Below are 14,762 nucleotides of genomic sequence, written 5' to 3' on the forward strand. Positions count from 1 at the left end.
TCGATTGCGCGATGGGCCCGGCCGTTAGCACGGCGTAAACCGTAGAGGATGTGATGGCGATTTCCCGGACGAAACTATTTGCCGCGATTTCATTGGCGGCTGTGCTGTTTGATTCCACGGCAGCTGCTGTTGCTGCTGACTTGACGTACGCTGGTGCCGAGGCGGGCGCCAGCAAAGATGGAATTCCCGCATTCGACGATGCCAGCAGTATTAGCCCGGGTTGGGGGCCTGGTAAGAGTCGCGCGGATTTTTGGAAGTACAAAGGCGAGAAACCTTCGTTCGTTATCGACACGTCGAATGTCGAAAAGTATGCGGACAAGCTAACGCCAGGGCAAATTGCCCTTCTGAAAACGAACAAGGGCTACACGATGCCAGTGTACCCGTCGCATCGTGACTGTGTGCTACCCGCCTTCGTGCAGGCGAACACAAAGGCTGCCGCTGGCAAGGCCGCAATTGGTCCCGATGGCTGGTCGCTAGCGAACGCGCAAATGCCGAGCGTACCGTTCCCCGAGCCGAAGTCTGGTATCGAAGCGATGTGGAACTTTCTCACCCGCTATCACGGCGTTGGGCTGGAATGGCAAGATGGTTACACGATGGTCTCCGCAAGCCCGGGCCAGAGCAATCGCATCGACATTCGTTGGAAGCAAATGTACTACTACCCATGGGGTAAGAAAGGACAAACTGCCCCCATGTCAAGCAACGAGCTTATGATGGGCGTGTACTATGGATACAACACGCCGGCCGCCTTGGCGGGACAAGCCGTTGTGAACCGCGTCTACTTTAAGGAAGACACGGAGTCCTATTACTACTTCACTGGGCAACGTAGAGTTCGTCGTCTACCTAGCTACGCGTACGATACGCCGCTCATTGGTTTCGAAAACCAGTATACGGTCGACCAGAGTTTGAACTTCTTCGGACTTCCGGACCGCTTCGACTGGAAGCTTCTAGGCAAGAAGGAAATCTACGTACCGTACAACGCATTCGGTATGGTTGATACCAAAACATCGGCTACTGACGGCGCGCAAGACCACTTTATCAACCCGAACAACCGCCGCTATGAATTGCATCGCGTGTGGGTGGTCGAGGGCACGGTGAAATCCGGCATGCGTCACACCATGCCGAAAAAGCTGCTCTATCTGGACGAGGATTCGTGGATTGCGGTTGCTGGAGACGACTACGACACCCAAGGCAAGGTTTGGAAGGTGAAGGAGTCGCCGGCGATTCCGATTGCCGAGTTGGGCGGCGCATGTAGCGCGGACCAATTCGTTATGTACGACGTCAACTCGAGCCGTTATGTTGGTGACGGTCTCGTGTTCGGCGCGACCAAGGATGCTAAGTACTACGAGGACAGCGGCGACAATGCAATTCTCCGCGACGATTTCTACACGATGCAAAGTCTCCAGCAGCAAAGCAGCCGCTAAACCGGCTGTACGACGCGAACCCACGCTTCGCGTGATTCCTCTCGAAGGGTAGTCCCTTCCGTTTCTGCCTGACTGCGCCCAGTGGTCAGGCCTTTTTTTGCATATCACATTACTCCACAACTTCGCCCGTCTGTAGAGCGACGCAGAGGCGAATGGTTCGTCGTACGTCCCTCTGCATTGCAATCGATAAGTATGCATCTGGAACGATTAGTCGAAAAAATTCTCTGCTCGCATGGTGAGGAGTCCAGCCTCGGCCAATGCGTTGACCACATCAAATAAAGTGGCCTCGCAAACCATTCGCATGGCCATTATCAACATTGGCGAGGAAATTTCCGCTTATTACTGTGCGGTTGTCGGACTCTTATGCGTAGTGGTTCTGGAAGTCGCCGTGAGAAAAACGTCACACGTTCTGGCGTCAGCGGCTAGGAATGTCCGCTCGTTAGCAAAATTGAAACGTTAGGGGAGAGGCATGAAGATTCGGAAAACAAAGTTGGTGTCTGTTGGTGTTCTAACTGCAGTAGCAGCATCGTGTGCGCATGCCTTTACGTTCACATACGGCGGCATCCAGGGGAACTTCGACTCCGCATATACTGCGGGCATTGGATATCGTCTGCACGATCCAAGTTGCGCGTTGACCGGCGACTCTGTCTCATGCGGCGGAACCGCCAACACAGCACAATGGTCGAACGGCGACGACGGCGATCTTAACTATCGGCGTAACCGACTGTTCACGGCGTACCTGAAAGGCACCAACGAGCTGTTCCTCGATGATCCGGAATACGGGTTAAAGTTTCTGGCTCGCGCGACGTATTTCTATGACTTTGCGGCGGCGAATACCAGTCGGACGGAATTGAGTTCGGCCGCTTATGCCCAAATGGTCCGCAACATCCGTTTGCTCGATTTGTGGGCCGAGAAGGATTTTCGTCTCGCAGACCAGTCCGCACACATTCGCGTTGGTAACCAGGTCGTCAACTGGGGTGAGAGTCTCTTCCTGGCAGGTGGTATCAACGCAACTAACTCTTATGACTATCAAAAGCTTCTGATTCCGGGGACGCAGCTTAAAGAAGCTGTCCTTCCGGCGCCAATGATCGAATTTGAATCGGCGCTGGGCCATGGTCTCAATATTTCTGCCTATTACCAGCTCGGATGGAACGGCAACATATATCCTGCGGTTGGATCGTATTTCAGCACATCTGATTCACTTAACAACGGCAATGTTCCGCTCAGCGTCAGTACAGTAAACGGCAATGTCGGCGCGGCCGATGGAGCGACAATCGCCGGTAGCGGTACTCGGGGCGCATACGGGGCGGCGAACAGTGGTTTGGTGAACGGCACCTACGTGGGCTCGCCGTTTAACGCCATCGGTGTTCCCGTGGCAGGTAACGTCTACGGTAAGAACAGCGGGCAGTATGGCATTTCGATGCACTATAAGCCGACATCGATACAGGCAGATTTCGGGTTCTATTACCTCCGCTACAACGACAAGAGCCCTGTCCTCAACATTACGTCAGCCGGCCAGTATCAATATCAATACCTCAATAGTCGACAACTCTTCGGACTAAGTACGAACTTTCAACTTGGGGATTGGGCTATAGGCAGTGAACTCGCCTATCGTCCCCATAGCGCAGTCTCTTTGTCAGGCTGCTACGGCGCGAACGGGCCAATCAACGCAAATACAAATGCCGCCAGTGGATATTGCCCGTTGTGGGAGGACACGAAAAATATCAACCTCGATATTAACGCGTTGCTGGGCATTACCCCGGCAAACTATCCGATAGTCTTGAAGGCTTTGGGTGGTGCGGACACAGCAAACCTTTCGCTCGAGGTAGGCGTTACCAAGTTTCCTGGTATCAGTTCCAACAGTGTTGTCACCCGTACGATCAACGGACAGACCGTCCAGCAAATACCGGCCGCAGGCTACGTGGCGTGGCTTAACGACCCCTCGAGCGCCAACGCGACACCGATCGGAGTCGGAACCTCAACGTCGGCCGGCATGGTGGTGGATTTCAACTGGACATATGACGGGACACTCATTCACGGCTGGCAGGTTACCCCGGGCGCTACTTATTCGCGCACGCTTTTCGGCAATACGCCGACGTTCAGCGCCAACTATCTCCATAACGCGAGTTCGCTCAACGTGTATGTGCTCTTCAACCAGAACCCGGCGACATGGCAAGCGGGCATCAACTGGACTACATATATGGGTAAAGCCCCGTATCAGTACTACCGGGACCGTGACTTCGTCGGCGCATTTGTAACCCGCAATTTCTAGTAGTCCGTCCCCCGCATGGGGGACTTGTTTTCTTGAGGAAGAGACCGTGCTTATAAGTGCAATCGGAAAACTCGAACGTTGGTTGTTCGCGCATCGTGCCATAACACTCATCACTTTTTTGCTCTTCACCCTCGTGATGGGAGCGTTCGCAATCCAGCTGCGAATGGAGGCCGGCTTCGAGAAGCAGATTCCTATTGGCCACGAATACATCAAGACCTTCCAGAAATATCGAGATGATTTGTTGGGTGCCAACCGGCTAACAGTCGTTGTCCGCGCCAAACATGGAACCATCTGGAACAAGGAAGGGCTGACGCGCCTCTACAAGGTCACGCAAGCCGTTGCTTATCTGCCGAACGTAGACCGGCTCGGTGTGCAGTCTCTGTGGACGCCGAACAGCTTCGTCAACGAAATCACGGAGGAGGGCTTCCGCGCTGAGCCGATTATCCCAGGAACCATAACGCCAGAAAATATGAATGCTGCGCAGGTTGAAGCTGCGCGGAAGGCGACCGATCAGGGCGGCTACATGGGCTCGCTGGTCTCGCGGGACCAGAAAGCTGCCATGGTGACGGCTTCGATCAATGAGGTCGGTGCGGATGGCAAGGTTCTGGACTACGTCGCCTACAACAAGTTGATTGAGGATAAAGTTCGCAAGCCATTTGAGGACGCGGGTTACGAGGTCCAGATCATCGGCTTTGCAAAGCAGATTGGCGACATCGCGGACGGAGCCGAGGGTGTTCTGCTGTTCTGCGGTATTGCGTTGGTTCTGACTGGTGTTGCGGTTTACTGGTATTGCCATTCTCTGCGCTTTACGATTCTGCCGATCGCGTGTTCTCTGACATCACTCGTGTGGCAGTTCGGCACGTTACGCCTACTGGGGTTCGGGTTGGACCCGCTAGCCGTGCTCGTTCCCTTTCTGGTTTTCGCTATCGGTGTGTCGCACGGAGTCCAGCAGATTAACTTCATCGTCCGGGAACTGGCACACGGCAAAACGACCGAGGAGGCCGCGCGGCACAGTTTTACTGGACTGCTGATTCCAGGCACGTTGGCCTTGGTCACCGCGTTCGTTTCGTTCGTTACGCTGCTACTCATCCCGATTCCGATGATTCGAGAACTGGCAATCACGGCGTCGCTGGGTGTCGGATACAAGATTCTCACTAACCTGGTGATGCTGCCGGTTGCCGCGTCTTGCTTCACTTTCACGCGTGAGTATGCGCAAAAGGCGATGCAGAAGCGCGAAAGTCGCGCCCGTTGGCTTCGGGTGCTTGCACGTATCGCCGAGCCGCGCAATGCTGTCATCACCTTGCTTGTCGTTGCCGGAATCTTTTCAGCAGCGGTATGGGAAAGCCGTGACCGCGTAGTGGGGACATTGCAACCAGGGGCACCTGAATTGCGTCCTGACGCGCGCTTTAATCGCGATGCTGTATCGATTGCCAACAGCTTCGATGTTGGTCTTGATTGGCTTACGCTGGTTGTCGAAGCGCCGCCGAATTCATGCGAGTCGCCAGCTGTCGGGCAATACGGTGACGCGCTTGCCTACGAGATGAATACCGTGCCTGGCGTCGTGTCGGTCGGTTCATACGCCGGCATGCTGCGGACTTACAACCAGGGATACAACGAGGGCAACCCCAAGATGGGTGTGGTGCCGATCGACCCAGGGAACTACTCGTCGCTCAGCGCTGAAATCAATCGCGTGCGCGGCTATATGCGCCCAGACTGCAGCATGACGGCGGTCCATCTCTACCTTGCTGACCATAAGGCATCGACCATCAACCGGGTGATTGCCGCCGCCAAGGCGTTTGCTTCGAGCCATAAGACTGCGGGAGTCGAACTCCGGCTGGCCGCAGGCAATGCAGGTGTGCTCGCGGCGACAAACGACGAGGTTGAGAAGAGCGAGTTGCCGATGATGCTATACGTGTATCTGGCCATCGTCATACTCGTCTTTGCGGTCTATCGAGATTTTCGGGCAGTGGTCGCATGCTGCCTGCCGCTGACTGTGGGCACTTTCATTGGATATTGGTTCATGAAGGAGTTCGAGATTGGTTTGACGGTCGCCACGCTTCCGGTCATGGTGCTGGCCGTCGGTATTGGCGTCGACTACGCGTTCTATATCTACAATCGACTCCAGGCTCACCTTGCGGGCGGTGAAACGATTGTTAAGGCATTGGAGCATTCGATTCTGGAGGTCGGCATGGCAACGATCTTCACGGCAATCACGCTCGCGATCGGTGTTGCGACCTGGTCGTTCTCAGCGCTTAAATTTCAGGCCGACATGGGCAAGCTGCTCGCATTCATGTTTGTCGTCAATCTCGTTATGGCGATGACAGCGCTGCCCGCACTCGCCGTTGTTCTGGAAAAGCTCTTTCCGCGGCGTCGCCCTGTACGCGCGCCCGGTGTTCTCAGTCACTGAGGTGTTCCGATGCAAAATATTTTGCGGAATCCGTTCCGTTCTCCCGTAAGCGCGCCGCGCGCAGGAATCCGGGCATGCGCAGCCGCTGCCTGCCTGCTGGTTTTCTCGAACTATGTTCTGGCTGCTGACGCACCGGCCGCCAAGCCGGCACTCGCGGTTATGCCGGCTGCGCACAGTGCCGGCGCGCTTGGCACGGCAATGCTTAGCGCGGCCACGGCCGGGAAGCGGATCGTGAGCGTCGGCGACCATGGCGCCGTATTGCTGTCGGACGACAACGGCGAACACTTTCGTCAGGCCAAGAGCGTGCCAGTCAGCTCGATGTTGACGTCTGTCGTCTTTGTCGATGACAAGACGGGCTGGGCTGTTGGGCAGTGGGGGGCGATTCTCAGGACAGACGACGCAGGCGAGACGTGGCGGCTTCAGCGCGTCGACATCGCCAATGACCGACCATTCTTCTCGGTGTATTTCAAGGACAAGTCCGAGGGATGGGCCATTGGGCTTTGGTCTTTGATGCTGCATACAACCGATGGTGGTGCGACATGGAAGGAAGTCGCCCTGCCGCCGCCACCGGGCAGTACAAAGGCCGACGTCAACCTCTACGGCATGTTCCCGAACGCGAAGGGCGAGCTGTTCATTTCGGCTGAGAAGGGTTTCGTGTTGCGGTCGACCGACGTTGGCGCATCGTGGACCTATCTTCCAACTGGATATGCCGGTAGCTTTTGGAGCGGCACGGCGTTGAAGGACGGTACCCTGCTGGTCGGCGGCCTTCGTGGCTCAATCTACCGCAGTAGTGATGATGGACAGACGTGGACCAACGTTTCGACGAGCTTCCACAGCTCGGTGAACAGCATCATTCAGCGTTCGAACGGAACAGTCCTCGCGGTTGCACTGGATGGCGTCTCAATGCTGAGCAATGACGACGGGAAGACCTTTGGCGGAGCGCAACGGTCTGACCGGTTGCCACTGACTGCCGTGGCACAGGCACAGGACGGGAGGGTGGTTCTTTTCTCCGACAGTGGGCCAGTAAAGCAATAGCCTTGGTGTGGGCCTGCCTCTGCAACATTGACGTCATAGCAGTAGGCTACGTCGAAGTTTGGCAGCGCGCGTGGCGAGCGGGGAGCGAGTTTTGCTTACCACGTGCAGCCTGCCATTCCTGGCTATCCAGGAGATCAGGGAACTTGACCATTATGAATCACTATCGAGGACACGTCCTTGCCATTGAGGAGGTGAGAAATACCGATGGCAGCCATAGTGCCTACGGAATCATCTTCTTCAGAGGCGAGGTGCTAATGCGCGCGCGACAGAGCGAGCGATTCGATAACGAATGCGCTGCGTACGTGTCGGCAATGCAGTGGGCGCGGGCATGGGTCGACGAGAATGGATTTGAAGCTACGGTCTGATCGTCGGCTTCATATTCGGCTGACCGGGAAGGACGGTTACTCAGTGGTCGTTAGCTGGTATGAATGAGGTTGCAGTTGTGGGCGCTGCAAGAAGTACCGACAATTCGCTTAACTGAGTTAACCCACTGCGTAGCTTATTTATGCACGATCGCGCGGCATATGATGGGGTGGGCGAGAGCTTTGGGCCCGGCCCGCAGCCTGCCTTGAAGGATAGCCGGGGAGCCGGGAAACACGATTGTGTCGGCGGATAGATTTGCGACGCTCTTACTTAAGGCGCGTTCAGCTTGAGGAAGTCAGCGAGTTCGAGGTAATCGACTTGCCACAGACTACCGCCGCCGAGTTTGGCGTTGTGGAATGACCGGAATCCCATCAACTGTTGAGCGCGCGGGCTCATCTTCCGGGCGATTTCAAGTGGCACCACAAACGGATAGGCTTCTTCCGGCACCAACCACCCGAGGCAGAAGGCGAGCGCCAAGGCGCGGCGTGGTTTGCTGCTACGGTTTTCGCCGCCGCCGTGAAGCATCTTGCCGGAGTAGACGAGAGCGTCGCCTTTCTCCATGACTGCGGGAATGGTCTGCGCAGGATCGCCTCTGTCTTCGAAGTCGGCCCACTTGTGGCTATCTGGGATGACGCGGGTGGCACCCATTTCTTCCGTATAGTCAGAAAGTGCCACCAGGCAGTTACACATCACTTCGGGACCTTCTGGGCCGTATTTTCGGAAGACGGGATAGTTCTCAAGGTCACGATGTAGCATTTGCGCTTTTTCGCCAGGCTGCAATTGGATCACTTGGGCCGCATTCATCCAGTACGAGTCAGCATTCTCGAGCATCATCGTGTCGATGTAAGAAAGCATCGTCGCGTCGTCAATCATCTCTTCGCGAAAGGTCTTGCTTCGTACCACGAGCTGGGTCATGCGCTTGGTTTGACGGCCAGCAAACTCTTCCATCCACTCGTTGCCCTTGACACCCTCGTGCCATTTGGCGATAAGCGGGTCGAGCTCTTCATTCATGCGGTCGACTCGCCCCGCGAATAGACCTTTGACGATGACGCCGCCGTCGGCGTCGATGATTCGTTTAACTTCGGCTGCCGGAGTACCGGCCGGAACTTCCTGGAGGCGTTGCTTGTTTGAGGTTGACGACATGAGAAGGCTCCGTAACGGATATCAGATAGTTCGAATACGCTGATGCGTCGATTCCTCGCGTCATAGCTGTTCGACGCAACGAAATCGATGTGCAATTCAGGAATCGCGTACCAAGTCTAGTCGGGCTTAAATCAATAACAATGTGCGGAAAGGACATTTGACATGTTCACGGGCCGTGCATCACAGGAATTGAATGGATATCGCTGTATACCCCGAGGCGTGGTGCTTCAACACGCATTAGAAGGGTTGCAAGAAACGCATATCCTGACCGGGATACCCCAGCGACGCCACATGTTCTATAGGCCGGGGCACACAAATAAATGTCCCCTCAGAACCTCGAAATGTTGCTGGCGTTTGCGCAAAATAGATTCAAACGCATCGACCTGTATCGACCGTTCGACCTGATCGAGCGGCGACAAATTTTCCGCAGCGAGCATCCTCCATATCATTCAAGGTCAAGACGCATGGAAATTGTATTTCCTACCCCCGACGCGGTCTCGTTTGAAGACGGGCATGCGGTATTCGACGCCATCGTAGACGGCGAGCCCGTGAACTGCCTGATCACAGAAGGTGCCTTGAGTGCAGCTGCGCTTGTGGACCATATTATCCCGAGGAAAGAGGCGTTCTCGATCGGTCGGTCATCGATTTTTGAGGCCGTCACAAGAATCCTCAAAGCCTCTCCCGGGGTGCCCGTGGTGTTGACGTGGGCCGACCTCACGATGGCATCTGTCTCCGCGTCATAGTCACCGGTTTATCGGTCGTACCGATAGCGAAGTCGGGCCATGCACTATCGGGAACGTGGCCCGCTGTCACTGGTTAAAGTCAGTGTGTTGATTTGCACGGAATCCTGACCCACGGGGGGTGCGGCTAAATACTTGGACTGGTTTATGCTGCCATTCCCAGGCTCTCCCGGTATTCGAGCGGGCTGAGAGCGCCTAGCGAGACCTTGATCCGCTTTGCGTTATACCAGCGTATGTAAGAGTCAAGTACCTCAATGAATTGCTCGACGGTCGTAGTCCGCCAATCCCGCGGATGGAACCACTCTGTTTTGAGCCGACCGAAGAAGCCTTCGCAGGCCGCGTTATCGGGTGAGCATCCCTTGCGTGACATCGAGCGAACTAGTTTGGCATCACGTATGCGTGAGAGCCATCCGGGCCAGCGATAGTGCGCCCCGCGATCAGAGTGGACCACAGGCCGTTTATTACTGTTGGCTATCGTCTTGATGCCCTCATCGAGCATGGTATTTACAAGTTCGGCATCTGGCCGCGTGCCGATTGTCCAGCTCACTACCAGTCCATCGAAGCAGTCGATCAACGGAGACAGATACACCTTGCCGGCTGGGATCTGGAATTCGGTAATGTCGGTGAGCCACTTCTCGTTCGGGGCTCCTGCACGGAAGTCGCGATTGATGATGTTCTCCGGCGCAGGGCTTATTTCTCCGCCGTAGGAGCGGTAGCGACGTCGTCTGGCCGTGGCAGCGGTCAACCCATCCTGCCTCATCAAGCGTCGCACCACTTTCTCCGAGATCACTACCTTCTGCCTGCCCAGTGCCGCGCGTATCCGGCGATAGCCATAGCAGCGGTGATTGACCTCAAAGATGTCTGCGATGACTCGACGAGCGCCAGCATACTTGTCGGCCACGAGCAGACGCGCACGATGATAGAAGTAGGAACTGCGCGCTAGCCCCAATACGGCTAAAAGTTCTGACAACGTGTAGGTGTCTTTCAGGGCATCAACCAGCATCGTTTTCTCCCGGTTGCTCAGGAGTTGCGGGACGATGCCCATTCCTTTTTTATCAGTTCGTTCGCCTTCTTCAGGATGTCGTGCTCGAGCTGCAGTTGCCGGACGTCGCGTCGAAGCGATTCGACCTGTTGTTCCAGTTTCGCACGCTCACTGTCCGGTGCTGGCTTCTTCTGGCGTTTCATGGATGCTGGGGCTTCACGACCGAGTAGCTGGTTCTTCCAATTGTAAAGCGTCGGCCTGCTCACGCCTGCTTTCTGGGCAAGCAGGCGCGCGCTTTCCTCTCGGGTGCACAGTTCGATGACTGCCGCCTGCTTCACCGCCGGCGATTTCGGAAGGCTGCCAGTTGCTCTGCCGACAATGCGTTTTCCGATTTCGGGATGCAGCTCTTCGATCCAGGCAACGAGCGTCCCGCGACTTGGATATCCCAACGCCCTCAAGGTTGCAGCAGCACAACGGCCATGGCCTAAGTAATGATCGACGGCCACCTTCTTCTGTTCGGCCGAATATTTCGGCGTGGAACGAACATAGCCGGTCCGCAAATCATGACATCGTTCGTATTCGAGATGCCACGATTTCAGAGAATTCTTTGTCGGATAACCCAGCTGTCGGATGGTCGCCCCGACGCGCTTACCCAACTTCAAATAAAGCCGGACCGCTCGCATGCGGTCTTCGTACGAGTACATGAACTACCTCCAGGTAGTCCAAGTTTTCGTCCGCAGCTCCACGATTTGCATTGAATTCTGACCCACCCGTTGGACCAGCTTTGCGGCTTACTCGGTGGGTGTCTGGGTCTTCTTTCTCTCCTTCTTTGGTTGTGTCGTGCTGTTTCTGAAACGATAGCTTTCGTTGCCTGTTTCTGCAATGTGGCAGTGGTGCGTAAGCCGGTCGAGTAGCGCTGTCGTCATCTTTGCATTGCCGAGCATCCCGTCAATCGCGTTGACGAACTGTTGCCATGGGTCGTTGCCGATCAGCTTCAGCACGACATCGCCTGAATCAACACGCCGCCTTCAATTGTTCGATATCAACACGCTGTCAAGAACGGTCGCGGTCGGACGGTTACGGTGAGGAAGAGAACGTCTTGGTTTCTCAGGAGCTGTTGAAGGCCGCCGCCAGTGAGAACTGTGGGTCCTTTCTCGCGATGAGCGTTCAGCTCGACGAAGCCGTGGGGCGCGTGTTCGATGTCGCGAAGTGCTGCTGGTGTTTTAGTCCTGGTGAAAAGCGTGTCTAGTTACACAAGAAGAAAAGCGTCCGGAACCAGAGTTCGGGACGCTTACCAGTTGGCGATACGGATTTCGTGGGCATCGACGCGTGTCGCCGACGGAAGACATGACACCTGTTCGGTCGAGCTTGCGCTCCTTTCTATGCCGCCGTCTGAAGCAACTCGAAGCGTTGTGCGGCACGCGGCATGGCGACGAGGGCTCCCCTCGGGACAGCAATTTTCGCGACAGACGTCGCACGATATTGACGCGGAGCCTGACCGGTCCAGCGCTTGAATGCGTGGCTGAAGTTCGCGGCATCGCTGTAGCCGAGCTTCTCGGCGATGAGCTCCGTGGTTAAACCAGTCGACGCGACATATCGGATGGCCAGTGTCTTGCGCACATCGTCGAGCAACTGGCTATATGACGTATTCATCAGGTCGAGACGGCGGCGAAGCGTGCGTGCTGACATGCACAACGTGCTCGCCACCTCTGGCAATGTTGGGATTGCAGTGGAGGCATTGGCGAGAATCGAACGCACGCTGGACGCGAGGTCGACATGGCTATCCTGCGTTTCGAGAAGCTGATTGCACGCTTCGAGGCATGCTTTATGTGTGCGTGGATTGGCTTGCGACAGCGAGTGGTCAAGCCATGCGGCGTCAAAGCGGATTTGAGCCACGGTGTCTTTGCTGACATTGTTGCAGCCCAGCAAAATGCCGGCTCTGCTGTGGTGGTCGGCACACGAGGAGAGCAAACGCACGCACGACGGTTGAAAGTGCGGGATTTGCATGTCCCGAAGGAACGTCAGGACCTTCACCAGCTCGAATTCGACGAAGAATTCAGTCTCGTCAATGCTCAGCCCGCTCGGTTCGATGAAGCGCAGAACCGCGGAGCCGCCCTCAACTGAAAGCGTGGGGCCGCATTTTAAGTTGAGCAGCGGCGCATATTCACGGGCCACGGTGAGCGCTTCCCGCAACGTCGCGCTGCTCCAAAGTGCATAGCCAACAATGCCGAAGGCGGTCAGGTGCGCGCGCGAGCCCGCGCGGAGGGCCAGCAGGCGGTCGCCGGTAAGACCTACAGCGTTACTGAGCGCAGTGACGTGTTGCTGCATTGATGTCTTGCACTTCCCCTGGAGCAAGGCGGCCGGCGAGAGCCCGGTTCCCTCCAGAGTTGCCGATGAGGGAATGCCTGTGGCCGTTGCTGTGTCGGCAATCAACGTAATTTCCGCCGGGTTCAGCGCAGCGAACGCGACAGCCGAGTTGATATTTTGCCTTTCCATGTTTGCTCCCTGGGCGTTGAAGGCGCAGATGCCGTTCGAGATACCCCGTCTTCGGCGTATCCGAGACAAATATCTTGTTGCGTGACCTAAGTTTATGAGTTGAGTGACCAACAAATCAAGAAAAAAAATAAAAACAGAACCCGGTAGAATCCCTTATGGGTTGGAGTTTGAGCGCTGTTATAGTGTGCATGTCGCGCTCCATCTTGGTGCGTTTATGGTCGGGATAATTTTCGGAATGGTAATCGTAAGCCGGTGTTTTGACCTATAATGCCGACTGGACAACGCAGGATGTTTTTGTGGGGGGATGTACACGTGCAAGAGAAGTTAGCTGCGCGCGCGGGCGCGATGAAGGTGCAGGGTGAGGCGGCCGAGGCCGGTTCAGTGCAGCGGCGCAACCGTGAACGTCGAATCGGCGACATTCTGGTAGCCGCCACGGAAATTTTTTGTGACGAAGGCTACGCCAGCTTTACTACACGGAAGGTGGCGACGAAGGCCGGTCTCACGCTGAGTAACCTCCAGTACTACTTTCCAGACAAAGATGAACTGCTGTCCATCGTCATCAAGAACTTCCTGCAGGGCTTTCTCGACCAGTATCTCGGCATCGCGAACCGCAGCGGCGCGCCGCCGCAACGTCGGTGTGCCGCGCTCATCGAGCAGATTTTCGAGGATATCAACAAGCCCGATGTAGGGAAATTCCTGTTCGAAACTTGGGCTTTTGCTCAGCACGAATCTTATGCTTCTGCTTTAGTCGTAGAAGCCTACGCTTCGTATCGGAATATTTTCGCCGGCTTATTGTCTGAGATTAACCCGGCGCTTTCGGCCGACGAATGCAGGGCGCGCGCGTTGGTGCTCACGGCGCAGGCAGAAGGCATGATGATCTTTGCCGCGCGCTTTGATGATTCCGAAAAGGATTATGAGGAATTCGTCCGCACGACCAAACGGAGCGTCAAGTCGGTTGCCGGCCTGACGGGGTCAACGTTTGGTATCGACCTAATTGATAACGAGCATTCCGCCGTGGCACTGCCAGCGGCTCCCGCGGGCACGGGCGTTCGGGAGAGCCTGTTCGGTTCCGAAAGCCACATGCGGAGAGGCCGATACGAGATTGCTGTCCGGCAGAGTAGTTCAGAACCAAGCTATCTCCGTCCGACGATGCAGAGTCGCAAACGGGAAGCGAAAATCAACGAGATTGTTGCCGCAGCGGCCAATGTGCTGGCCTCGGAGGGGTACGCGAATTTTACGCTAGCGCGCGTGGCCAAGGAGGTCGGGATCCTCACGTCGGCTCTACAACACTATTTTCCGACACACGAAGACCTTCTGAGTTCGACAATTAACGCGCTCTTCTCCACGTACTACGACCGTTGGTCGGAAATGAGCCAGCCGAACGACAAGCCTGCGATTGAGCGGTTGTGCGAAATATTTCAGGACGTCTTTGAAGAAGCATGCGATCCACGTGTATGCCGCTTCTCGTTCGAGATGTTTGCGCTGGCTGAACACTCTGCCATCACTCACGAACTGCTCGGCAAGTCCTACGCTGAGTACCGTCAGATTTACGTCAATCTTGTGCGGGAGATCGACCCCCTGGCGTCAGGCCGTGAGTGTCTGGCACGCGCGACTCTCATCGCAGCGCAACTTGAAGGATTGCTGGTCTATACGTACAGTGCCGGCCGACAGACACCGGGTATAGATATCGTGCTGCAATTGCTCATGGCAATATCTGTCGAAATTGCTCGCGGCGCAACCGGAAAAGCCAGGGAGACCGCTTCCTAGTTACTGCCGACGGCCCGGTACGTGTGTTAAATGGCACGCTCATTTGACCATAAGACACATGTTAAAAACCATGTGGACCAGATAGTCTTCTCCCAACCAACACGATTGGGACGCATCGCGCATAGGTAGTAGCCGC

General features: G+C 55.9%; 9 protein-coding genes and 1 pseudogene. 6 read left to right on the forward strand and 4 right to left on the reverse strand.

Features of this window, described 5'->3' with window-relative positions; all coding sequences use genetic code 11:
- Positions 1-53: 53 nt before the first annotated feature.
- From BM438_RS22660 to BM438_RS22675, 4 genes are all read left to right on the forward strand, one after another.
- Positions 54-1,421: a DUF1329 domain-containing protein gene (locus tag BM438_RS22660; protein ID WP_093638103.1), complete on the forward strand. Its 1,368-nt coding sequence runs from the start codon at positions 54-56 to the stop codon at positions 1,419-1,421.
- 469 nt (positions 1,422-1,890) lie between these two features.
- Positions 1,891-3,693, forward strand: a complete 1,803-nt coding sequence (locus BM438_RS22665; protein ID WP_093638106.1) for a DUF1302 domain-containing protein — start codon at positions 1,891-1,893, stop codon at positions 3,691-3,693.
- Positions 3,694-3,739: 46 nt separating this feature from the next.
- Positions 3,740-6,100 (forward strand): efflux RND transporter permease subunit, encoded by a 2,361-nt coding sequence (locus BM438_RS22670; RefSeq protein ID WP_244179433.1) that lies wholly within the window; start codon positions 3,740-3,742, stop codon positions 6,098-6,100.
- A 9-nt stretch (positions 6,101-6,109) separates the two neighbouring features.
- Positions 6,110-7,135, forward strand: a complete 1,026-nt coding sequence (locus tag BM438_RS22675; RefSeq protein WP_093638110.1) for a YCF48-related protein — start codon at positions 6,110-6,112, stop codon at positions 7,133-7,135.
- 633 nt (positions 7,136-7,768) lie between these two features.
- Here BM438_RS22675 and BM438_RS22685 read toward each other — a convergent pair.
- Positions 7,769-8,641 carry a phytanoyl-CoA dioxygenase family protein gene (locus BM438_RS22685; protein ID WP_093638116.1) on the reverse strand — a complete coding sequence of 291 codons (873 nt, stop codon included), beginning with the start codon at positions 8,639-8,641 and terminating at the stop codon, positions 7,769-7,771.
- Positions 8,642-8,961: 320 nt separating this feature from the next.
- Here BM438_RS22685 and BM438_RS22690 point away from each other — a divergent pair, with 320 nt between their 5' ends.
- Positions 8,962-9,384, forward strand: coding sequence for a DUF1488 family protein (locus BM438_RS22690; RefSeq protein WP_244179434.1), 423 nt, complete (start codon positions 8,962-8,964; stop codon positions 9,382-9,384).
- Positions 9,385-9,526: 142 nt separating this feature from the next.
- Here the strand turns inward: BM438_RS22690 and BM438_RS22695 are convergent.
- From BM438_RS22695 to BM438_RS22705, 3 genes and pseudogenes are all read right to left on the reverse strand, one after another.
- A protein-coding gene (locus BM438_RS22695) for an IS3 family transposase (protein ID WP_093638122.1) occupies positions 9,527-11,067 on the reverse strand; the annotation gives its coding sequence in 2 pieces (ribosomal slippage) (positions 9,527-10,437 and positions 10,437-11,067; 1,542 coding nt in all).
- Positions 11,068-11,154: 87 nt separating this feature from the next.
- Positions 11,155-11,307, reverse strand: a pseudogene (locus tag BM438_RS22700) (ATP-binding protein); the annotation flags it as partial.
- Positions 11,308-11,743: 436 nt separating this feature from the next.
- Positions 11,744-12,859, reverse strand: coding sequence for a helix-turn-helix domain-containing protein (locus tag BM438_RS22705; RefSeq protein WP_093638125.1), 1,116 nt, complete (start codon positions 12,857-12,859; stop codon positions 11,744-11,746).
- 312 nt (positions 12,860-13,171) lie between these two features.
- Here BM438_RS22705 and BM438_RS22710 point away from each other — a divergent pair, with 312 nt between their 5' ends.
- A complete protein-coding gene (locus BM438_RS22710; RefSeq protein WP_167378439.1) occupies positions 13,172-14,626 on the forward strand; it encodes a TetR/AcrR family transcriptional regulator in 1,455 nt (484 codons plus the stop codon).
- Positions 14,627-14,762 lie beyond the last annotated feature (136 nt).

It is taken from the genome of Paraburkholderia aspalathi (assembly GCF_900116445.1).
Lineage (GTDB): Bacteria > Pseudomonadota > Gammaproteobacteria > Burkholderiales > Burkholderiaceae > Paraburkholderia > Paraburkholderia aspalathi.